This window comes from Bradyrhizobium sp. S3.7.6 (assembly GCF_054061875.1).
This window is the reverse complement of the sequence record NZ_JBSSEQ010000001.1, coordinates 2,808,484-2,830,109: the sequence shown is the minus strand read 5'-3', so window position 1 is coordinate 2,830,109 and position 21,626 is coordinate 2,808,484. Positions and strand designations below refer to the sequence as shown.

The 21,626-nt window shown below is 57.6% G+C and carries 15 protein-coding genes and 1 pseudogene; 4 read left to right on the top strand and 12 right to left on the bottom strand.

Features of this window, described 5'->3' with window-relative positions; genetic code table 11:
- Nucleotides 1–334: 334 nt before the first annotated feature.
- Genes ACVJ5M_RS13385 through ACVJ5M_RS13375 form a run of 3 tightly spaced genes read left to right on the top strand, consistent with a single transcriptional unit; the run spans nt 335 to nt 2,919 of the window.
- A complete protein-coding gene (locus ACVJ5M_RS13385) occupies nt 335–922 on the top strand; it encodes a flavin reductase family protein (protein WP_456679318.1) in 588 nt (195 codons plus the stop codon).
- Nucleotides 919–1,335: a nuclear transport factor 2 family protein gene (locus ACVJ5M_RS13380; protein ID WP_456679317.1), complete on the top strand. Its 417-nt coding sequence runs from the start codon at nt 919–921 to the stop codon at nt 1,333–1,335. The genes ACVJ5M_RS13385 and ACVJ5M_RS13380 overlap by 4 nt, the downstream gene beginning before the upstream one ends.
- A 3-nt stretch (nt 1,336–1,338) precedes the next feature.
- A complete protein-coding gene (locus ACVJ5M_RS13375) occupies nt 1,339–2,919 on the top strand; it encodes a 4-hydroxyphenylacetate 3-hydroxylase family protein (protein WP_456679316.1) in 1,581 nt (526 codons plus the stop codon).
- 111 nt (nt 2,920–3,030) lie between these two features.
- Here ACVJ5M_RS13375 and ACVJ5M_RS13370 read toward each other — a convergent pair whose 3' ends face one another.
- The 12 genes and pseudogenes from ACVJ5M_RS13370 to ACVJ5M_RS13315 all read right to left on the bottom strand — a co-directional run bounded on the left by ACVJ5M_RS13370 (nt 3,031) and on the right by ACVJ5M_RS13315 (nt 20,093).
- Complete coding sequence (locus ACVJ5M_RS13370) at nt 3,031–3,420, bottom strand: cupin domain-containing protein (RefSeq protein ID WP_456679315.1); 390 nt, start codon at nt 3,418–3,420, stop codon at nt 3,031–3,033.
- A gap of 745 nt (nt 3,421–4,165) precedes the next feature.
- Nucleotides 4,166–5,523 (bottom strand): annotated as a pseudogene (locus ACVJ5M_RS13365) (tyrosine-type recombinase/integrase).
- 625 nt (nt 5,524–6,148) lie between these two features.
- Nucleotides 6,149–6,634 (bottom strand): hypothetical protein, encoded by a 486-nt coding sequence (locus ACVJ5M_RS13360; protein ID WP_456679314.1) that lies wholly within the window; start codon nt 6,632–6,634, stop codon nt 6,149–6,151.
- An 85-nt stretch (nt 6,635–6,719) separates the two neighbouring features.
- Nucleotides 6,720–8,405 (bottom strand): GmrSD restriction endonuclease domain-containing protein, encoded by a 1,686-nt coding sequence (locus ACVJ5M_RS13355; protein WP_456679313.1) that lies wholly within the window; start codon nt 8,403–8,405, stop codon nt 6,720–6,722.
- 284 nt (nt 8,406–8,689) lie between these two features.
- Nucleotides 8,690–9,922, bottom strand: a complete 1,233-nt coding sequence (locus tag ACVJ5M_RS13350; RefSeq protein WP_456679312.1) for a GIY-YIG nuclease family protein — start codon at nt 9,920–9,922, stop codon at nt 8,690–8,692.
- Nucleotides 9,912–11,906 carry a DEAD/DEAH box helicase gene (locus ACVJ5M_RS13345; RefSeq protein ID WP_456679625.1) on the bottom strand — a complete coding sequence of 665 codons (1,995 nt, stop codon included), beginning with the start codon at nt 11,904–11,906 and terminating at the stop codon, nt 9,912–9,914. The genes ACVJ5M_RS13350 and ACVJ5M_RS13345 overlap by 11 nt, the downstream gene beginning before the upstream one ends.
- 80 nt (nt 11,907–11,986) lie before the next feature.
- Nucleotides 11,987–14,767, bottom strand: a complete 2,781-nt coding sequence (locus tag ACVJ5M_RS13340) for a class I SAM-dependent DNA methyltransferase (protein ID WP_456679311.1) — start codon at nt 14,765–14,767, stop codon at nt 11,987–11,989.
- Nucleotides 14,768–15,014: 247 nt separating this feature from the next.
- Nucleotides 15,015–15,152 carry a hypothetical protein gene (locus ACVJ5M_RS13335; RefSeq protein ID WP_456679310.1) on the bottom strand — a complete coding sequence of 46 codons (138 nt, stop codon included), beginning with the start codon at nt 15,150–15,152 and terminating at the stop codon, nt 15,015–15,017.
- Nucleotides 15,127–15,495: a hypothetical protein gene (locus ACVJ5M_RS13330; RefSeq protein ID WP_456679309.1), complete on the bottom strand. Its 369-nt coding sequence runs from the start codon at nt 15,493–15,495 to the stop codon at nt 15,127–15,129. Before ACVJ5M_RS13330 ends, ACVJ5M_RS13335 begins: the two co-directional genes overlap by 26 nt.
- Nucleotides 15,443–15,994 carry an AAA family ATPase gene (locus tag ACVJ5M_RS13325; RefSeq protein ID WP_456679308.1) on the bottom strand — a complete coding sequence of 184 codons (552 nt, stop codon included), beginning with the start codon at nt 15,992–15,994 and terminating at the stop codon, nt 15,443–15,445. The genes ACVJ5M_RS13330 and ACVJ5M_RS13325 overlap by 53 nt, the downstream gene beginning before the upstream one ends.
- Nucleotides 15,995–16,582: 588 nt before the next feature.
- The gene (locus ACVJ5M_RS13320) at nt 16,583–17,422 is read right to left on the bottom strand and encodes a hypothetical protein (protein WP_456679307.1); all 840 of its coding nucleotides are present in this window, start codon (nt 17,420–17,422) and stop codon (nt 16,583–16,585) included.
- Nucleotides 17,423–17,525: 103 nt separating this feature from the next.
- On the bottom strand, nt 17,526–20,093 hold the full coding sequence (locus tag ACVJ5M_RS13315) for a hypothetical protein (RefSeq protein ID WP_456679306.1): 2,568 nt from the start codon (nt 20,091–20,093) through the stop codon (nt 17,526–17,528).
- Between the two features lie 715 nt (nt 20,094–20,808).
- On the opposite strand from ACVJ5M_RS13315, the gene ACVJ5M_RS13310 reads away from it, so the two are divergent.
- Nucleotides 20,809–21,456, top strand: a complete 648-nt coding sequence (locus ACVJ5M_RS13310; RefSeq protein WP_456679305.1) for a recombinase family protein — start codon at nt 20,809–20,811, stop codon at nt 21,454–21,456.
- Nucleotides 21,457–21,626 lie beyond the last annotated feature (170 nt).

Below are 21,626 nucleotides of genomic sequence, written 5' to 3'. Positions count from 1 at the left end.
AGTGTGGCCCCGTCGGCCGCATGAAATCAACTGCGCGTGCCGCATTAGCGGCTGCAGTTGCGGGCAGACTGCGGATATCGATCTAGTCGATTGCAGGCATGAACCGGATGGATGTCTGGAGACACATCTCGCGTGGAGATTGCCGGCGCGACCACGCTCCGATCGTTTGCCTACGAACGGGATTGCCGGCGTCGATAGTTGACATGACAATTATCGATTGGACCCGGCGCGGCACACCCCAATAGCCTCCACATCGTCAAGTGCGAACGCCTTGCATTCGTTCGCGGCCAACAACACAGCGCGCTCCGCTCGCGCGCCACACAGGGTAGCCAGGATGACGATGCGCACGACGTTCGATAATACCGTCGCGAGCTCTCGTGATGCGCGCTGGGATCTCGCCGCAGGTCCGGCACCCGACGCCTTCCGAGCGGCGATGCGACGCTTCGTCGGTGGCGTCGCCGTGGTGGCGACACTGCACGAGGGTCGGCCATGGGGCATGACGGTGAGCTCGTTCACGCCGGTCTGCATGGAACCGCCAACGCTGCTGGTGTGCGTCAACGCAGCGACGGCGACGGCGGCCGACATCGCGCGCGACCGGAGGTTCTCGCTCAATCTGCTCAGTGAGACCCAGCGCGGCGTTTCCCAGCGCTGTGCTCAGCCCGGCGCCTCAAAATATCTGGATGAAGACGTGGTGCCCGCAGATGGAATTCCGACGCGAACCGCGATGCCGGTGCTGCAAGATTCGGTCGCGACCTTCGACTGCGATGCCACCGAAGTCCGTCAGATCGGGACCCATATCGTGATCGTCGGGGCAGTCCGTGCCATCGTCGCGCCGCAGACGCGCCGGCCGCTGCTCTATGGCCAGGGCGGCTATCTCGGTAGCATCGCGCTCGATGTCGCTGCTGGCGGAGCCCCGGCATGAGCATCGACAGCCTGATCGCGCGGCTCTACCAGGCCTACAACGCGCACGATGCGGCGGCGGTCGCCGCGCTCTATGCGGCCGAGGCCACCCACGAGGACATCGCCCAGGGCAAGCCGAAGCAAGGTCCCGACGAAATCGCCGCAGGCCTCGGGCGCTTCTTTGGCTCGTTTCCTGACGCGCGATGGACACCACAGCACCACGCAATCGGCGGAGCCGGCGTCGCAGCGGTGAGCTATCTCCTCACCGCAACCCTTAAAGGCCAATTCGGGCCGATCGCGCCGCGCGATCAGGCGATCTCGCTTCGCGGCGTTCACATGCTGCAAGTTCGCGACGGTCTCATCCACCGCAGTGAAGACTACTGGGACGCCGCAACGTTCCAGCGCCAATTGAACCCTGTCCATGAACGGAGCTGAATGATGAGAACCGGAAAACAATACCTGGAATCGCTGCACGACGGCCGGCGCGTCTACGTCGGAGGTGAGCTGATCGAGGATGTCACCGCCCATCCGGCGACCAAAGGTTATGCCCACGCCATTGCCGAATACTACGATCTGCACCTCGATCCGAAGCACCAGGACATCACCACCTTCATCGACCGCAACGGCAAGCGCCAGTCGATGCACTGGTTCCTGCCGCGCTCCAAGGAGGACGTGGTGCGCCGGCGCAAGTATTGCGACTTTCTCTGCCGGCACTTCAAGGGCGGTATCTTCACCCGGCCGCCAGCCGGCATGAACGTCGTCATGTTCACTCAGGTCGATGACCAGAAGCCATGGGCCGAGAATTCGCTCTTCAAGGGCAAGCAGGTCGATCTCTCCGGCAACATCCAGCGCCAATGGGATGAAGTGACGTTGAAGGACTTCGCGATATCGCCGATGTTCCTCGACGTGCAGTTTGACCGCGGCCGCGACAACGCCATGGCGGAGACGCCAATGCTGAAGATCGTGGAGGAGCGCGACGACGGCATCCTGGTGCGTGGCTGGAAAGCGATCGGAACCTCGGTGCCGTTCGTCAACCACCTGCTGATCGGCAACCTGTGGCGTCCCGGCCAGACTGCCGAGCAGACTGTCTACGCGCTGGTGCCGATTGCAACCAAGGGCATCTCGGTCGTCGCTCGCAAATCCAATGCCGCGCCGGACGCCGATCCCTATGACCGGCCACTCGCCACCATCGGCGACGAGCTCGACGCCATGGTCTACTTCGACGATGTGCTGATCCCTTGGGTGCAGGTGCAACACGTCGGCAATCCGGACCACGCCAAATGGTATCCGCAACGTCAGTTCGACTGGGTGCACCTCGAGACCCAGATCCGCCACACCGTCCATGCCGAGCTGATGGTCGGCCTTGCGCTGCTTCTCACGCAATCGCTCGGCACCGCCCAGAGCCCGGTGGTGCAAGGACAGCTCGCCGAGCTCATCCGCTTTCGCGAGACCTGCCGCGCCTTCATGATCGCTGCCGAGGAGACCGGTTTCGCGACGCCGGGCGGCCTCTACAAGCCGAACAACATCTACATCGACTTCGGCCGGGCCTATTACCTCGAGAACCAGCACCGCATGGTCAACATGTTGATCGACTTCTGCGGTCGCGGCGTGGTAATCCAGCCGACCCGCCGCGAGCTAGACGATCCTTACATAGGACCCAAGCTCGCAGAGGCGTTGCGTGGCGCCGAGATCAGCGCTCACGACCGCATCAAGATCTTCCGGCAGATCAGCGAACGCTTCCTCAGCGAGTGGGGTAGTCGCCACGAGATGTTCGAGAAGTTCAACGGCACGCCGCTGTACCTGATCAACCTGCTGACCATGCAGCGCACGGAGTACCAGGTCGACGGACCACTCACCGAACTGGCGCGGCAGGTGCTGGGCTTCGGTGATACTGCCGAACTTGGTCGGCGCGCCGCCGAGGCAGAGAAGACGTCGCACTACGCCAATGTGCGTTTCCAACCCGAATATGCCAAAGCACAAGACGTGCGAGACGGCTATATGGGGCGCGCTGCCGAATAAGCCGCGAGCGCATTGCAGTCCCCGGGGCCACCGCTCCGGGGCTGCGTGGTTGGTCAGCGGGCAGGCGGATCTAACGCGGCCTGCCGGTTTCGTGTACTTGGGTTGTAACAATCACTGCGCGGGCACGAGCGCCGGGGCGCCCTTGTCTTTGATCAAGAGCACCAGGAATTTCGCCGGCTGGGTGCCGCTGGCGTTCCGGTCGACGACATGAACATCGTCAGGGCCTTCATAGAAGGACTGTCCTGGTGTCAGGGTCACCTGTTGTCCACCCTTTAGCTGCATCATGACGGAGCCCTCCAGCACGTAAACAAACGCATGCGCGTTGTGTCGGTGGATAGCGCTCGACCCGCCGGGCGCATGCTCGACCGTGATCATCAGAGCTTCCTTGCCGGGATTCTCCGGAAGATCCTTAGACATGAGTAATGTAACCTTGGGCTCCTGAGCCACCGCCGTGCCGGTCATGAGGCAAAGCAGAACAAACGCAACGAGTCTAATCGTCATTAATCGCCTCTTTCGTTCGTTGCCCGCGACGACCCGCTCGTGACCGACCAGGCGTGCCTTCGATGCGGGATCAAGTTGATGCTTGCGAGCGCCGGAACCATTCGTCGAAGCCGACGCGGCCGAGGCGCGCCTCGCCCAACGGCGATCAGGCCGGTGCCGCCGATCACGACGATCTTCATCGTTGATCCTCCCGTTGTATCGTTAGACGCGGTTCTCCTTGGAGCTGCTTGTGGCAATCGTCATATGCACGTCGGTCCACGGCTGTTCGATCGCTGCTTCGCCGGGTGAGAAGCGTGATGCACTGCCCCTAAGTGCTCAACAATACCAGACGGCACGCTTTGTCAGAGGTCCGGCAATCGGACAGCAAGACTGATCCATTTGTACGAGCCGGATGGCTCATTTCCGAGTTGAGTCAAAAGCGGCAGTTCCGCAACCACTGTATCTGCGATTTTCTCCTCGCCGACCTCGCCAATAATGGCCTGTTGATTTGCAATCACGTCACCCGAAACACCGGCCTGCCGCTACGACCGCAGCGCATACAGTTCGGTTTGATCAAGCCGGTTTTGCACATATCGTGCACACGCCGCCCTCTAACTATTTGAACAACTTGAACTCTCAGTCCAATCGATTATCGGGAAGTTTGAGCTAGGTCCAGCCAACGTACGAACGTTTGGTCCAACTGCCAGCCTTAACGACCGCTTTGCGCAAGAACCGGCCGTTCGATAACCTCGCATTGCGTCTAGGATTATGCTGCTAAACGGCGCTCCTCCTCGGCCACCTCTTGATCACTACCTGAAGCCCTCTTAAGAAAACGAGCCAGGGCAGCGTTCGTGAATCGCGGTCTAACGCGTACGCGGTCTGCTTGAACTCAATGCCGTCAAGGAGGCCTTGAATGTAGCCCGAGATGGTGTCCGCAGCCATGATGAGCGCTGTGTCGAGCGTATGGATGTACTTGCTGGTAACCGAACCTTTGGCATGACCGACCAGGGCCGCGATGGTTACCTCGGTAAAGCCGAGGTCGTTGGCGATGCTCGCGAAGCTATGACGTAGGACATGCGGTGTCACATCCGACAGCGGGGAGTCCTCGAAGATGTGCTTCCAATGGCCCGGGAAGCTGCCGAACGCGTTGTCCTCACCCTGACCCGGGAAAACGTAGGTGCCAACATCGTCAGTACGCCGTCGCTCGAGATATTCGACGACAGGCAACCCAATGGGACGAATGGATTCACCCTCCTTGCTGTCCTCCAACCGCAAGCAACTCGCCTCGGTGTCCGCCTCCGTCCATTTCAAACCGATCATCTCGCTACGCCGGCAGCCGGTCAGCGCAAGCTGACGAACGATGTCCAGGATGGTGGTGTATTTCTCCTGCTTGGCGGCGTCGCGGAGCATCCGACCGAGTATTCGATACTCCGCCTCCGACAGTCGACGCTTCCGCACGTTGTCCTTCGGCTTGCGGATGCCATGGGCCGGGTTGCTTTCGATAATCCCCGCTTCGACGGCGTAGGTAAGGATGCCGCCAAGAAGACCGACGGTGCGCGTCGCCGTTCCAGCACCGCCTCGGACGATAGCCTTTCCCCGCAGCTTCTTGGTCTTGACCGAAACCCGCGTCTTTCCGGCCATAATGTCCTTGAGGACCTTGTTTATGTCGGTCTTGGTGAGATCCTTGACCCGCCTGGTTCCTAGGAGCGGAATGATGTGCCGCTCAATACGGCCCGTGTCGGTGGTGATCGTTGAGACCTTCTTCGGTCGCCCGCCTTTCCCAAGGATGAGGCCGGCCTGCAGATCCGCGAAATAGCGGATGCACAGTTCCTTCACAGTGATCGCCTTGTGATCGAGCTGGCGATCTTCGACGGGATCATCACCCCCAGCGACCCGACCGAGTTGCACCCTCGCCTCTCGGCGTGCTGTCTCTGGCACCCAAGCTCCGTGAAGCCTAATGGTGTAGCGACGCGAGCGACCTCTCGTTCGATACTGGATGACGTAACTGCGCTTGCCGGAAGTAAAGACCCGGACTCCGAAGCCCGGCAACTCGTCATCCCAGATTAGGTAGTCCTTCTCTCGAGCATCCGCCGCCTCGACAACCCTTTTTGTGATCTTGACCATGACGTTCCTTCGTTCCGGGCGAGATCTCCCAAGTAAGCAACGCGTAAGCAGGCGGGAGAAAATCGGTGCGGGGTTTCGGATAGGAACGTCGCTGTTGTTGTTGAGAATATCCAGTTGCTTCAGCCGGATAGCGTGGTATAGCGTGCCCTATCGCACTTTTCGGACGGGTACGTTATCTTGCTCCGAAGGCAAAGGTCACACGTTCGAATCGTGTCGGGTGCGCCGGTGTTTCTAGGGGGTTTTGAAATTATTGCTCTGACGCCTAATCTGTCGGGTAACCAATAGGTAAGCACCCCTACTCTCTCATGCCCTCGCCTGCCTTCGAAATTTTTATGCCGAAGTACCCCACCTAGTTTGGGGCCCCACTCCCGGTCTCTGCGAGCAGCAAAAAGCGAATTGCCGAGCCGCTCTCAACTGAGACGGCCAACTTATTCCAACCGCTTCCTACGTCGCCTTCGATAAGGGCGCAGCCTACGGCTGCCCTCCCGAACCGTGAAGGAAACCGCCGTCTGCACACCAAGCTCCTCCATGATCTCATTCAGGGACGTGATCAGCGGCTTAGTGAGGTCCCGCCCAATTCTCCGGTCGCCCTCTTCGCATCGCAAGCCATTGGCAATGAGTGAACCTACCGACTGCCGCCTCCTTCCGAATGCGGATTGAGATAGTCAGCGGCAGGATAGCAGGTAACGCCGTTCGGACCGTAAACCCACACGTACGATGAGGACTCGGAACGCTCCGTCATCTTGCCGATCTGCTCCGGCAGCTTTGGGTCCTTTACCGAGTGGTCCCACTTGGCCTGGGCAAGCATCCCCTTGCTTACGTCCTTCCGATCTTCCGGGATAACAGCCACCGAAATGTACACGTCGGCACCCACCTTCCCTTCGAGCGCTCCGCGGCCCTGAGCCGGGAAGTCCCTCACCTCTACTTGGACGTTGAAGTCTCCGACATCCATCTTCTTGATCGTGTGCTCGATCGCACCCGCGATCTTCGAGGTGAGCTGCGGCTCCTGAGTGAGTGCCTCATAATGCCCCTCCACGACCTCCGAAACGATGGCGTCGACGGCCTGCTCGATCGCCTGGAAGACGTTCTCTTTTTCTTCGTCCGTTGCCATGTAGCCCCCCACGAGACTACACGCCGGGCGGGTATCCTGTCAGCGGATTTCCTTCGCCGCTGGCGATTTCACGACCTGCGCTCCCTCACGGTGTCGCCGCAGCCGGTAGGACCTTCAACTTTCGGAAGTGGTCAACCAGCAGCAATTTTCTTGCCTCAATGAAATCCTCGTACCGCTCCAGCTCCCACAAGTCTCTATTTTTCGGGATCAGGTGCTTTTCGAGATAGCCATCATCCTTGTCGGCGAACCATATGGAAGGCGGGGTGTCCCACTTGCCTCCAGCGCCATTCTCCTCCCGGCTCAACAGCATGCAGTTCGCCAACTGATTACGATCGCCCTCTCGATACTTCATCACAGGCCTGCCTGTTTCGATACTCAGCACCTTCTGCTGCTTTAGAAGTTTCTGAGGGAAGATATGATCGACCTGCGGAAGATTGTCGTCGTATGCCGGCGTATGATTGAAGTCCCGGTACCAGATATTGAGCAGCAAATGGATAGCCCTCGACCCATACCCTGTCTGCCAGAGACGCTCTTGCGTAAGTTCGAGGCTACGGTTTTGATCGCGAACGATCTGGAACGCCTCGTCGGCATCAAATTTTTTCAGCTCAGAAAAACGCGCGATCAAAGCATCGAGTAAATTGTCCGGTTGCCCGCCAAACGCTCCCGCGAGCAGACACCGCAACAAGTAGGTGTCGACCCCCTTTGCGGTTTTCCATTCGTCGGGACGGTGAAAGCGGACATAGACGAGGGGAATCAGAGCCAAGTACGACGGCAGCGCCTTGTCGCATTGGATGAACGTCTTTGCTCTGACCCAGTCGAGCACGTCCCGAATTGCTTCACTGATGTCATCCCATTCGCTTTCGATCTGGTCCCGGATGCCGGGCTTACGAAACTTGGAAACCTCGTACCGAGCCCCCTCCTCGAGCAACACTAGACACGTCTTCAGCACAAAATCACGGTCGAACGCGAAGCCATGGGCATTGAGGGACTCCAGCAAAATCTCCATCTCTTCGTCGGCCAGCTCCCACTTTGCACTAAGAAGCGAAAAGAGCAGGTCTGACTTTTCGAGACGTGTCCCGCCTGAATTTGCTCTTATAAAAACTTCAACCACATCGTCTTCGCGATACAAGCTCGGATTGTCGATACTATCTAGCTCCTGATAGGTAATCGCCTCCTCGCTGGTGAATGTTCGCCTGACCAGGTCGATGTGATCTCTTAGCTTGTCGCGCTCGGAAGGCGCTAAGACTCTGCCAGCGCGAGACGCCATTCCATCCTCTATCTCCCGCATCTTAGCGTTCGAATCGACAAGCTTCTTGAAATTGACCCACGGAAACTTTGCATCCGTCGCGCCAAGGAATGCAAATTTGTATTTGATATCGTCCGAAGCGGCTAATTCCCCGCTCAAAATATCGAAGTACAGCTCCCTTCCTTCGAAGCTGCCTCGCAGGCCTATGAAAAGACTCTGCAACCGCTGTTGTCCGTCAAGAACTAGATTCTTTCGGTTGTCGTCTTCCACCACATAAAAGTCACTGAGGCGGAGGGACTCTTTCCAGTTATCGATGAACCGTCGTCGTCTGATCTTGCTCGTTGTCCGCCATACAAGAAGAGTACTAATGGGGTATTCTCGCAATATCGAGTCGAACAATTTGCAAATCTGATCTTCGCCCCAGACGAATGGCCGCTGAATGTTTGGCAACCAGAAGCCGCCATCTTGATCACGATCGTTGAGTGCGCCGACAATCTTCCGAATCGTTTGCCTTTGATTTTTCATGCTGCCCCCAGTGCCATTCTGTCAATCATCCGCCTCGGCACCTCTCGCGCCGCAACGGCCTGCCGCCCCATCATCTCAGTGCTTATTTCTTTCCGCGTCCACGCTTGAGCAGCTTGCGACGAGCCGCGGCTCGTTTGCTGCGAGGTGTCGAGCGCTTCGTCGGGTGCCTGCGGTTCTTGATCTTCGCCAGCCTGGCCAAATCCCTCTCCCGCTCCCCCGGAACGGGCGCACCGGCGACGTTGGGCCCGGGCTCACACTTCGGAATGCGCGCCTTGATGAGGCGGTTACGCTTTTCGTGGTTGATCCCGTTCACGGCGGTCACCCCCCTTAGTCTTGTCTGCCCGCACTAACGCTGCTGTCCTCGGGTCGTACAGGTAATCGGTGATGGTGCCGTCTCTGATCCGATCGACGGCTTCGTTGACAACGAACAGCGGCACCAGAAACCATTCGCGCGGGATCACTGGCTGTCCGAAGCGATCCTTGATCTCGATGTCCAGGCGCGCCGAGTCGAAAACGCGGTGGATCAGGTTCTCAAGGCGCGTTCGGTTGACGTTGAACAGCTCGTAAGTCGCGATCACCTCAACGTCGGCCAGGAGAAACGTCGGGTCTTGCTTTGCAGAGGCAATGCGGCGCGCAATGTCGCCGCCCGTGACCCCGATCTTGTGAAGCACGTCGCGGTGGGCCGCGACGGTCGGGTGGTCAGACTTGCTGCGCAGTACATAGATCGTGCCGCTGGCCAAGTCGCCGTCTTCGCTCTCGCCGGAAAACAGCGGCCCTGCCGTGGGGTCGGTGATGCGCCGGCCAGCCTCATCGCGGTGGAGGGCACGTTGCAACGAGCGCAATAGAACGTCGCTCTCGGTGCCGTTGTCGTAGATCACGCGCAACCGGCTGTCGCGACGGTCGTACTCGGTCAGAAATTCCTCGCCGACTTCCGCGACATAAGCGATCTGGCCGCCCACGATGAAAAACTCGCCCTGCTTGATCTCGGCCATGGCCTGGAATCGCCGTGTCTGGCGTATGCCGGCGTCGAGGTCTTTTTTCACCTGAACGAATAGCGGCTTGAAGCTGTCGAAGTCCTTGCAGGGCGTGCGGTTGGCGATTTCCTCAGCCGCACGCTTGTCGGCGGCGGTGCGGACATGGCGAAGCTCGGTGATGTCGGACGCGCCGCCGATGCCTTCCAGTTCGGCAAGCAATTCCTCGTCGTCTATCGATTCGACAGGCTCGGGGGCAGGCGTGTCCGCGCCTGCCAGGAGGCCCAGCTTGTCGAGCGGGGCGAGAAGCGAACGGCATTCTTCCGACCCGCGCAGCCGGTCGAGGCGCACGGCATAAAGCCGCTCGAATATGACGTTATTCTCGACATGGGCTGGCGCGCGGCCGTGGGTTTCGGCGAAACGCTGTATTTCCTCGAAGCCCGCGATGATGCGTTCCTCACGTGGGCTACGGCCGCCTTTCTTGTCCTGCGCTGCAAAGTCGGCGAGGTCCGCCGCCAGTTCATCAAGATCGAGGTCATCCGTCATAGCGACCCTCCTTCTTGAAGCGCATGAACGCGACGGCCCCTTCGGCCATGCGTCTTTCCCAAGGGTCTTGGGCGTCGATGGAGGGCAGTCGGCCGCGATCCTTCTTGAACCGCGACGCGCGGACGGCAAGCCCTTTGGCCTCCTCCGGCGTCAGGCTGGTGCGCTTGGCGGCAATGGCGGCCGCGACCTGTTTCAGGCTATCCTCGCTCATGGTCTTTGCAAGGATGGCATAGGCTTCGCCAAACGGATTGATTCGGTCGATCAGGTCGATATCGAGTTCGCGCACGTCCATCGCGAACTTCCGCACCCCGTCGATCAGCGCAGTGTTGGCGCTCGGCTGGTCGTCGCCGCCGGTCCTCGCCCCGTCGCCGCCAAGCGCGATCTCCTTGGCCTTCTGCGTGATGTTGAGGGCGGCGATGGCGTGTTGGCGCACGGCCTCCTGATCTTCCTCGTTCAGTTCGGGATACTTGTCCTTGATGATCTTCCCCAAGCGCACCTGGGTCAGTTCCTCCGGAATCAATTCCTCGTCGAACAGCCCGCGCTCGATGGCCGTCTTGTCCTGCACGAAGGCGGCGATGACCTCATTGAGATCCTCGGTGCAGATGCGCGAGGCCTCCTTGCTCTTGGGTTCGGCGAGGCCCTTGATCTCGACATGGAACTGCCCGGTCTGCTCATTGAAGCCCACATTACCCTTGCTCGGATCGTAGCCGCCTTCGCCGTAGTCGAAGCCGTCAACCGGGCCGCTCTGGGGATTCTTCGGCGTGAAGTTGAAGCGTGGCGCGAGCACTTGTTCCATCAACAGGCTGGCGGCAATGGCTTTCAGTGTATCGTTGACGGCCTCGGTGACCGCCTCTTCGGAGGCGTCCGGCTCGGCGATCAGATTAGTAAAACGGGCGCGGGTTTTGCCCGGCGCGTCACGGGTCGCCCTGCCGATAATCTGCACGATCTCGGTGAGGCTGGATCGATAGCCGACGGTCAGCGCGTGCTCGCACCAAATCCAGTCGAACCCCTCTTTTGCCATGCCGAGCGCGATGATCGTGTCCACATGGTCGCGGTTGTTCTTCTGCGCGGGATCCTTCAGTGCAGCCGAAACCTTGTCTCGCTTCGCAGTGTCGTCGTCGACCAGATCGGCGATGCGCAGGACGCGCCCATCGGGCCGTTTGACCAACTGGAACCCCGTCGCGGGGTCGATGCCTTGCCACTCGCCCAACGCCTCGATGATGTGCTCCACCTCCCTGATCTTATCTTTCGTGCTCTCACGCGAATTGACGCTTGGGATGTGGATGATGGTTTTCTCATTCGGGTCCAGGACACTCAGTATGTCGTCGGCATAGGAACCGGAATAGAAGAAATAGCCGATGTCGAGTTGCTTGAGATATTCGTAGCCATTGAGTTGTTCATAATAGGTGTAGGTGACGGGATCGAATTTCGCCTCGTCGTGCGGGGCGAGCACCGGCACGGCATCGCCCCGAAAGTATGAGCCGGTCATGGCGACGATATGCACCTTGTCCCGGGCGATGAGCGAGCCGAGATGCTGACCGAGCTTGCTCTCCGGGTCGGCGGAAACGTGGTGGAACTCGTCCACCGCTATCAGCCGATCGTCAAACTTCTCGACGCCAAACTTGTCCACGGCGAAGCGGAAGGTCGCGTGGGTGCAGACCAGAACCTTGTCATCGCTGTCGAGGAACACACCGAGCGAATTGACCTTGCCGCCGTTGTCTGAGCCGGGCGCGTCGCAGAGGTTCCATTTCGGCGCAACGACCCAATCGGCCGAAAAGCCGTATTTGGTCAATGGTTCGTCATGGAAGCTCGCGCCGATGGATTTTTCCGGCACGACGATGATGGCCTGTTTCAATCCCTGATTGGCGAGCTTGTCGAGGGCGATGAACATGAGCGCCCGGCTCTTGCCCGATGCCGGCGGTGACTTGATGAGAAGATACTGCTCGCCGCGTCGATCATAGGCGCGCTCCTGCATCGGCCGCATGCCGAGCGCGTTGGCCTTGGTCGATGAACCGTTGCGGGCATAGGAAACCGAAACGGATGGGATGGCTTTCTTGTCGCTGGTCACGCGCTCGCCCCCGCCTTTTTTTTCTTTGTTGCCGTACCCCGCGACGCGATCATCTTTGTGTAAAGCTCAAATAGCTTTTCCAAACGCTCCGTGTCGTTACGGAAGCGGCGGCCGACATAGATGCGCTCAAGCACTTCGTCATTGCGCTCATGTGCTTCGCGCAAGTTCGTAGGCATATTGTTCGGGTCGTAGACCTCGGCAATCGTTGCGGGAAAATGTTTCTCGCGCGCTATCAAAATCTCCTCAGCGCAGCGAGTCAGGTCGGCCTTGTTCTTTTCAGTGAGGATGGGGATGGGAAATGTATTCCAGCCCAGCGCGTTTGAGTAGCGATACCTTGTTTCCAATTTACCGCAGACCGTTGCGATCCAAGTGAGATGCAAAGTCGATGTGACAAAGGAAAAATTCCACAAGGGAGCATCATAAATCCCAAAGAGAAGGTCGCTAATAATTACGTTATTGTCCAGAAGCTCGGCGGGCAGATACCTTCTCCGTTCAGAAGAGACGCGCGCTACCGCGATAGTCCACTTCTTTCCACTTCCTTGGATTTGCAAAAATCTATGTGAGCCTCCCGCAAATTCGCGAGTAGATTTTGCGGAACTCTTTAACCTTGCAGCTTGTACTTTCTTCAGCCGGTTCGCAATGAAGGGGATTCTTCGCGCCTCTTCTGCCTTATCATCCTCGATCCAAAGGCAGCCTCGGGTTCGACCGTTAATCATCTCCTCGGAGCCTAAATAGAGACGGACAAATGGGAGCACTTCCGGACACTCAAGTGGCAACCGCCGAAGCTCCTCTGCACTCAGAACGAGATTTCCGCCGTCTGTAGGCATATTTCCGCGTATCATGGTGCCCCGCTCGTCCGGCGACGAGAACATTGGTGTCACGATGATGTTGGGCCCAAGCACGAGATAGGGATTTATGTTCGGACCTCGACGCACTCTGACTTCTCCAAGATCGTCCTGATCGTAGAGAAAGGCTTCGCGAAAGCCTTTACCCAGGCCAACGACAACAACGGTCACTCCGGCGTTGTTGCTCGCGAGATTCGACCACCTAAAAGAAGTATAAGCGAATCGAATTGCTTGACCGGCTGCCCGAATAATGGGCCAAAGTATCGGAACCTGTTCACCTTGGCAGATCGAGTTTGTCGCCACAAAAGCGCAGGAGGTGTTCGTTTGAATAGAGTACCACGCAGCTTTTGCAAACCATCCTGCAACATAATCAAGCGACTTCCACGAAGTGGTGTGCTCAGCGAAGATGTCGCGTAGATCGAGCTTCTGCTGTTCGCTCTGCCGAGCGTGGCCAGCATAAGGTGGATTTCCGCATATGTACGTCTCTCCGCCTGCATTCTCGAAGTCAATCTGCGCCTGATCCAACGGCGTATTGAACAGGTCATCGCCGTGCAGCTTCACACCCGTCCCCGCTGGGGGGCATAGGCTCGGCCAGTCGAGCCGGAGCGCGTTGCCGCAGATGATCCAGTTGCTCGCTTCGAGCGGCAGGAAATCCTGCAAGGCTTCTTTCTGGCCTCGATAGAGCACGTCGCACTGAAACTCGGCAATGATGAGCGCTAGGCGTGCGACTTCGGCCGGGAAGTCGCGTAGCTCGATACCACGGAAATTGGTGAGAGGGACGTCTGTGCGTCGGTCGGCCTCGCCGCGCCGCTTGTTGATTTCGGCCTCGATGGCGCGCATTTCCTTGTAGGCGATTACAAGAAAATTGCCGGAGCCGCAGGCAGGATCGAAGACCCTGATCTTCGCCATACGGTTGCGCAGGTTAAGGAGCTTGCGGGGATTGTTTTCTGCTTCCTCAAACCGGGCGCGCAGATCGTCGAGGAACAGCGGATTGAGTACTTTGAGGATGTTCGGCACGGACGTGTAGTGCATGCCGAGCGCGCCGCGCTCCTCGTCCTCGGCGACGGCTTGGATCATCGACCCGAAGATATCCGGATTGATCTTCATCCAGTCGAGACTACCGATATGTAGAAGATAGGCGCGGGCGATCTTGCTGAATCGCGGCGTGTCCACGCTGCCGGAAAACAGTTCGCCATTCACATAGGGAAAGGCATCGGCCCATCGAGGAATGCCGGCGCTCGCTCGGTCCTCCCGCTTGATGTTCATAGAGCGGAACAATTCGCCGATCACCTTATGGGTGTCGGACGAGTCGTTGGCGCTCATCCGAGCGATGGTGCCGGTGAACAGACCGACGCCGTGGAAGATGTCGGTGCGCTCAGCGAAGAAGCAGAAGATCAGCCGCGCCATGAAGTGGTTCATGTCGTGGCGGCGCGCGTCGGCGCCCCAATCGGGATTGTCTTTCAAAAGCTCGACATAGAGCCGGTTCATACGGCTCGTGGCGCGGATGTCGAAAGAGCTTTCACGGACCTGCTTGACGGTGGTGATGCCGGCGAGCGGCAGGAAGAAGCCGAAATGGTCGGGGAAATCGGCATAGGCGCAGGCGACTGTTTCGCCGGTGTCGCAATCCTCCGCCTCGAAGTCTGCGCCGTCGGTCGCGAGAACGAATCGCGCCTTCGCCTTCGCGGTTGTCGGACTGGCCTTCAGCGCGGCCAGCGTCTTAGTGACCGCGCCGGGTGCGCAGACAGCGATGTGAATGTGGTTCCGTTGCAGGACGCCGCCAAGGTCGGAGCTATTCGACGCGCCCGACCGCAACTTTTTGATCGTCGTTTCCTTATTGCCGAAGGCTTGCAGGAAGGCGAACGGGAACTCACTGCCGTTGAACGGCTGCTCGGCCAGGGTCGATATGGCTTCTTCAATTTCAACAGCGTTCATCGAGCCCCCGACCGCGCGGATGCCGGAAAGGACCGCTGCTGTAAATGCGGCCGAACTTTCCCCTCCATAAAAGGAAGTGCATTTTTTATTGGTGAGTCCCCAGAAAGCATAGGCCTTTCATAGACTTCAACGGCGACAGTAATTCAAGGAAATTTTGGGAAATTCGGTTGGTATTGCACTGGTGAGACACCCATAGGTGTCCCACTGTCCCACACTCTAAGGCAGCGGGACAGCGGGACAGTCCTTGCTATTCCTTCGGTTCTGCCGGCTTGGCTTTCTTCGTCCGCTTGGCTTTCTTCAACAGCCGGTCAACCCTGGACTTGCTCATCGAAAGCTCTTTGCCGATCTCGCGGGTGCTTTTACCCGCTTCCGACAGCTCCAGCACCTTCTGCACCTCCTCTGCATCTTCGCTCTTGAGATCGGTGCAGACCCAGCGGGCCGCTGCATCTTCGTCCAGTTCGAGTTTCGCCTCGAACGCCAAGGCATCCCTCGCCGAACACCCCGCGCGCCTTGGTCAGGTCTTCCGGGCGCTTGAGTTGGATCACCGTGTCGAGCACGTCCTCCCGCTTCGACGTGCCGCGCGCATTGCCGCCGCGGCCGGCGTGATGCACGACCAAAACCGTGACTCCGCGCCGCCGCAACTGGAGCAGCCAAGCCTGCATCGAGATCCAGGACTCAGCGTCGTTCTCCGTGCCGCCGTTGACGAGGGTCGACAAGTTGTCGAGCACCAAAAACTCCACACCGTCCAGATGCGAATTGACGGCCTCTTGCTGCTTCGGATCGGCCAGATTGAGGGACGTCCCCAACGGCTGCCGGTCCAATGCACAGGAGGCGGAATGCGCCATCCGGTGGATGGCGCCCTTCTTTCATCGTCGCTAACAGACGGTCCTGTAAGGCCTCCTGAGGCATCTCCCCATCGACGTATAGCACGTTGCACGCTCTCTCCGCTCGCCAGCGCAGAAACTCGCCACCGCAGCTCACAGCATAAGCGATACCCAGCGCGACATGGGTCTTGCCGATACCGCGCCCCGCGAACAGCATCGCCAGGCCTCGTTCCGGCAGGATCGGATCGAGCACGTTCTTCCGCGGCGGCAACTTCAGCTTCGAGAACTTGCTGACGCAGATCGTGTCGAGCGTCAGAACTTGCTCCTCCGCCTTGATATCGTCATCGCCGATCCGGTCGTCGAAATCGACCCGATCGTCGAAATCGAATGCCTGACCATCCATGTCGGCACCCCTTCTCCTCCTCGGTCAACACCGCTCGCCAGCAGTTGACACGCCGTCCCGCTCGGCTGAGGCGGCGCTCTCCCGTCTGCTCCACATCTCTCGCGTAGTGTGCTTCGGCCAGACGGGGCGCGGGACTGGCAACAGGCTGAGCCCGAAGTATTCCGCGATCTCATCCGCGGTGCGGCCCTTGGGGTACTGGGACTTCAGGTAGGCGACGATCTGTTTGCGCAGAACGCGCGCTCGGCCGCGCACCGCGATTGCGGCTTCCTGGCTGGCCCCGGGGGTCTTGTAGCCCGGCATGTTCGGATATGAGACAGCAACGGATCAGCGCTGGAATCCGACTCTGATTTGAACGAACTCACGCAGCTCTCCCCATTGGCGCACCCACAACGCAAGCCTATCACGGTTGCCAGCTCGGCTCCCAGTCAGCCATTGTGCTAAGAGAATGCACAAGTTGTCGAGGCGGCATCGATTGGGAGGCGGCTCGAGTGTACCCGGCGGAGCGAGAGCTTAGTCGCCGCCCGTCTCGTATCCTATTTTGGTTTTTAAAGAGTAGAGCACTAGCCGGACAGACGGCTGAGTTGATGTTCAGACAGAAGTCACCTCGTATGCTTTGGCATAGGAGATGTTCCCAAGGGCCATCTCGCTCCTCAAACCGAAGATATTCTCCGAGGTAGCCAAACCGGAAATCTCAATTTCCGCCTTGATGGCGAGTCGCTTTAACAGGGAATTTAGCTCAAGCAGAATGTGCTCTCTAAGTAGCGCTTGAGAAGCCCTAAACGTCATCATGCGATAGAACAGAGCAAATTCCGTCCAATTGTTCGAAGTCAGATCACGATGATTCCATCCCCACCGGCGCGTTATCCGGCACTGCAGCACTTCCGTTTCTCGCCGATAAACCGAAAAATCAAAATAGGAGGCGCCCCTTCCAGAGGCTTCCAAATCTTTCATCCAGAAGGCCGGAGCCGCGGTGTGGAAGCGAGCTAAGCGTCGAAGTATCTTACGATACTCCCAGTAGCCACCAAGGCTCCTCGGCATATCCACAATCCACACATCGCGCCTTGGAATAGCGACGAATGCCTTCTTTAGTCGGTCTCTCTCCACACGTGGCACGACTTGTACGCAGAACCAAGGCGTAACAAGTAGGCGACGCGGCGTGAAACTCGTCAATTCGACGCCCGGGGACTCATCTCCCTCGAATTTTGAAATCTCGTAAGGGGCTCTTCCATACCAAGCAAGACTCCTTGCAATCTCAGTGACCGCATCAGCGATCAATTGCTTTACGTTTGTTCGATCGTATCGAACGAACATTTGGAGAAGATCTACCGCCTGCGCAACATCGCGAGGGTCCCCAGTGATCTTTGCGTCGTACGTGCCTTCCCTGGAATTGATCGGCATTATGGACAGTGGAATGTCTTGAATGAACATCGACGCGCTTGGACTCATGTCGATTGAGCTCTCCCTCAGACTAGGGAAGTGACTTACAGCTCGCAAAGTCGAGCGTCGCTGCGCGCGCGATCTCGGAGACAATCTAATCCTCCTCGTCATCAAATTCTTGCTCGTCATCAACATCACGCGCGTCGGCTTGAGACCACCTTTTCTTCTCCCGAGCGATGGTTTCACCGAGTCTTAACCGACGAGGTTTAATTGCGACGCCGGCAGTATCCGCTCTCTTCTTGAGCAACATCTCTACGAAGACATCGACTCCATCGTAACTCGGCAGAAAGTCTGCTTCTGCAAACACTCGCACGAGAGCACTTTCATGGTCCGCCACGCTCCGATGTATTCCTCCAAAGCGGCTCCCAACTCTAATATTACGCCGCTTAATTTTCCCGAGTGCGTGCGCGACCGATTGGAGCCAAGCCGTTCGAATCAGCGATCTATGCGCAATCTCAAACGCAGAATCTGTTATTGAGATCGCCGAGATCAGCAGCGTAAGCACATCGGCGCCGCTGCCTTTTGAACTGTCCAAGTATTCATTCCAAACATCAATGATGCGGCTCGCAAGTTTGGGGTTGTTATGCACCTCTGCAAGCAGCAGGCCGTATCCACTTGCACTCATCAAATCCAAGACCGGAGCTATCGCCACTTTCATCGCGGATACTCCTCGCCAGTCTTGAACATCTGCCTTTGCTCTCAGGTGATCGAATTGCATCAAACTGCTTACAAAGTAGTACCCGAAGCTCTCATTGACGGCTTCAGCATCATTATCAACGAGAGCGGCAAGCAACCGCTCTCCAACTGAGTGGAGAAATTGGCCGGCAAAATCGGGGTAGGCAGACGGTCGGTTTAACGCCCCCAAACGAGTCGATTCTTCGGCCATCATTTTTGATAATAACTTTTTGCGGCGCGCCTTACGCTCTTCTAGATCATCGAAATCAACCTTTGGCCAGGGCAGACCCTCGATTCGGTTATCAGCGCTCAGCTCATCCCAATGACGGCGCAGTCGGTAGAACTGGTAGTCAACCTTTGACCAGTACTCCGCTTCGCGGTCTATAATTGCAGCTCTTACCCAGTAGGCGCCTTGCTCGGCAGCAAACGCCAACCATTTATCGAAGACCTCCTGTGCAGTAACGATAAAAGCGTTGAGCGAGAGCTTAAGGTCTTCGCACGCTGCCTGACGAACTAGCTCAAATACGTACCAATCCGGGCTGCTCCTAGACGCCTCTGTGCGACGTTCAAATTCAATGCGTGGATATAACCATTCGAGTTGAGGCAGAAGATGCCTCGGCAACCCATGTTCGTAGAGTTCACTTCTCGAGCTCCAGCCTATTGACTTCACGCTCTTGAAAATCGCTTCACGACTATCCTTCACTATTGCCTCGGCGTAGGCCAAGAACAGTGTGATTGGTATCGTTGCCATTGTATCAGCTAGAGCGACGGCCTCTATCGGTTCGAACTCAGGGCCTTCGATCTTCTTAGGAAGAAGAGCTTTTGCGTAGCTTGTTGCAAGATCGTTGATGATTTTGAATCCGACAGGCACTTCGTGCGCGTGACCAAGCGAACGCGCTAGGATGTCGATCCCTTGAACAAGCCGCGTGGACAGATCGTATCGCCCATCATTGACATTCTTGAGGAACCCATCATGCACGATGGAAAGGATCGATCCCTCAAGCCATTGAGCGTCGCTAACCTCCTTCGGGTTCAGTCTTCCCGCGCCTTGAGAACTCAGGGAGGTGCTAGCATCGTTGGAACGGTACCAGTCAGCATGATCGTATTGCCTAGGATACCATCTGCTGTCGGTAGGAATTTTCCTCTTTTGACCACTGTAGTCTGCAAGCAGAAAGAGGAGATTTTCGCAAAGAGCGGCATAGGGCTGCGCGTTTAGTTTATCTTCCTTGCCGGTAATTTCCGCTAGCGCCTCGACGGTATCGAGCGACTGCCGCGCTGTCCGATATGCATGGCTCTGGAACGAGGGGTCCAACCAGCGAAATTGACGGGGACCAACTAGATTATAGGATCGCTTGATTTGCTGCACGAGTTCGCTTGCCAAGCTGGTCGGATCGAAAAGATAGAACGCACGTGCGCCGAGCTTCACAAACGCAATCACGGCAATGCCAGCGCCTATCAAAACCACTGACGCACCAAGCTTATTTGGCGCAAAGCCAGCAGCCTTCATTGAAAGAAGGACTACGCTTGTATAAGTTAGAAGCGCTAGGAAGCGCATATACACGTTGCCAACGCGTTCTCTGGCTAGCAAATCCCTAATGTTGTTAGGTACGCGCGCATAGATCGCGCCCGAGATCGCGATGGTCGCCGCATAATACAGGCCGATAAAGACGCCACCCATTCCAGCGATGGTCGCAAGAAGAGTAGAGTAAACGTCATTTAGGATGACCAGACCCGTGCGCTTGTAGTAATCGTCAAGCAGCGGATCTAGAAACTGAGTAACAGATGCGAACAAGACCGAAGCAAATATTGCGGCGAAGGTCGAGACACTGAGCCTCAGAAATGTTCCCGTTTGAGTTCTGTTCTCCCTGAAGCGCATCTTGGCGCCGAAGGCGCCACGACGGAAAACGAAACCAAGGGAAGAAAACTGATTTCGCAGTTTCCAGAAAACTCGGCGCCCTCCAAAGATTGCAAAGAGCATGGTACGCAAGGCGATTGCCTCACTTCGATAGTTGGGATGACGTGGCCGATGCTTTGGGTTGCATAGCGCAACTTAAAGGAAAAGCTGAAAACAGGTCAGTACGTATCGGCCCGAAACCAGGTTATTCACTCAAAAGTTGCAGATTTTTTTGTGGGGGCATCTAATACAAGAATCGGTGCACATCCCCCGTGCCTAACCTAGTTCGTCACGCCACGCAGTCACCTGCCAGGATGGTTTTCACAGGTGTTTGTGCAATCTTTTGGGTTAATTGGAATTCGCTGAATAGTATCGTTTCCGCTGCAACGTTTGAAGGTATCGAACTCGCCCTCACAAACAAACGCCGTTTGCGAGTTTCCGACGGTTGACCAAAGAGCTACTGCTAATGCGGCAGATGCCGCGAAGGCATACGTTTTCAAAGTCATTCCCTCCGAATACGTGGCCCGGCCCGGCTGCATCTGACGCACACAGTTGGCGCACGATCAACCCCTGATAGTACGCATCTTGGGATGCGCCCATGCTGCCGGCGGTACATCGGTGCGCGGGGTTGCATCCTTACTTGGTCCATTGCTCGCTGCGGCCAGCGCGATACCAGCTGTCGCGATGTTTCGACACCAGGCCCTCTGGCTTGTAGCAATTTCTTCCGTAACAATACCCTTGACCTGTTACGACCTTTCATAGAACATATCAACGGTCGTTGAGATGTTTCAAAATCGGATCAAAATTCATGAGAACGGCAATCGCTTACACCCGCGTCTCGACTACCCAGCAGGGAAAGTCCGGTTTGGGACTTGAAGCGCAGCAGGCCGCGCTCGCCCGATTCGCCGAGACGGAAAGGTTCGACCTGATACAGACGTTCCAGGAGGTTGAGACCGGAAAAGGGACCGATGCGCTCAACCGACGCCCACAGCTCGCCGCCGCCCTGAGGGCGGCAAGAAAGATCAAAGCGCCGATCATTGTGGCTAAGCTCGATCGCCTCAGCCGCGACGTGCATTTCATCAGTGGCCTGATGGCCCATAAGACCCCGTTCATCGTGGCGGAGCTGGGCGCAGACGCCGATCCGTTCATGCTGCATCTGTATGCCGCTCTGGCGGAGAAGGAGCGCGCCATGATCTCCCGCCGTACCAAGGACGCGTTGGCGGCCAAGAAAGCCCAAGGCATCGCGCTAGGCGGTCTCAGAGCCCATGGTGCCCAAGCTCACGAGGATGCGATGGAGCGCGCCGAGCAATTGCGCTCTGTGTTCGACGAATTGGCCAGTCTGTCGGCCCGGAAAATCGCTGCGACTCTAAACGAGCGCAAGATCTCTACACCCACCGGGGGTGTTTGGCATGCGGCCACGGTTATTCGAGTTCAAAAGCGGCTTCTTCTAACATAACAGCCTTTGCTGCACGCGCCGCCATTCCATAGTGGCTGTCACCGTTGTGCAATTATCGGTTGATGTGCTCCCGCGCGCGCGTATTGCGGGGCATCTGAACGTTGTTCTCTCGAACTGACGGCGTCGCCCCCTCATAGAGCGATCGCGAATTACCCTTCCCGCAACTCAAT

Coding starts and splice junctions, on each gene's coding strand:
- ACVJ5M_RS13360 (WP_456679314.1), bottom strand. CDS start 6,634: ATGGCAACGGACGAAGAAAAAGAGAACGTCTTCCAGGCGATCGAGCAG.
- ACVJ5M_RS13355 (WP_456679313.1), bottom strand. CDS start 8,405: ATGAAAAATCAAAGGCAAACGATTCGGAAGATTGTCGGCGCACTCAAC.
- ACVJ5M_RS13310 (WP_456679305.1), top strand. CDS start 20,809: ATGAGAACGGCAATCGCTTACACCCGCGTCTCGACTACCCAGCAGGGA.
- ACVJ5M_RS13375 (WP_456679316.1), top strand. CDS start 1,339: ATGAGAACCGGAAAACAATACCTGGAATCGCTGCACGACGGCCGGCGC.
- ACVJ5M_RS13320 (WP_456679307.1), bottom strand. CDS start 17,422: ATGTTCATTCAAGACATTCCACTGTCCATAATGCCGATCAATTCCAGG.
- ACVJ5M_RS13345 (WP_456679625.1), bottom strand. CDS start 11,906: ATGCGGCCGATGCAGGAGCGCGCCTATGATCGACGCGGCGAGCAGTAT.
- ACVJ5M_RS13370 (WP_456679315.1), bottom strand. CDS start 3,420: ATGACGATTAGACTCGTTGCGTTTGTTCTGCTTTGCCTCATGACCGGC.
- ACVJ5M_RS13385 (WP_456679318.1), top strand. CDS start 335: ATGACGATGCGCACGACGTTCGATAATACCGTCGCGAGCTCTCGTGAT.
- ACVJ5M_RS13325 (WP_456679308.1), bottom strand. CDS start 15,994: ATGGATGGTCAGGCATTCGATTTCGACGATCGGGTCGATTTCGACGAC.
- ACVJ5M_RS13380 (WP_456679317.1), top strand. CDS start 919: ATGAGCATCGACAGCCTGATCGCGCGGCTCTACCAGGCCTACAACGCG.
- ACVJ5M_RS13350 (WP_456679312.1), bottom strand. CDS start 9,922: ATGACGGATGACCTCGATCTTGATGAACTGGCGGCGGACCTCGCCGAC.
- ACVJ5M_RS13340 (WP_456679311.1), bottom strand. CDS start 14,767: ATGAACGCTGTTGAAATTGAAGAAGCCATATCGACCCTGGCCGAGCAG.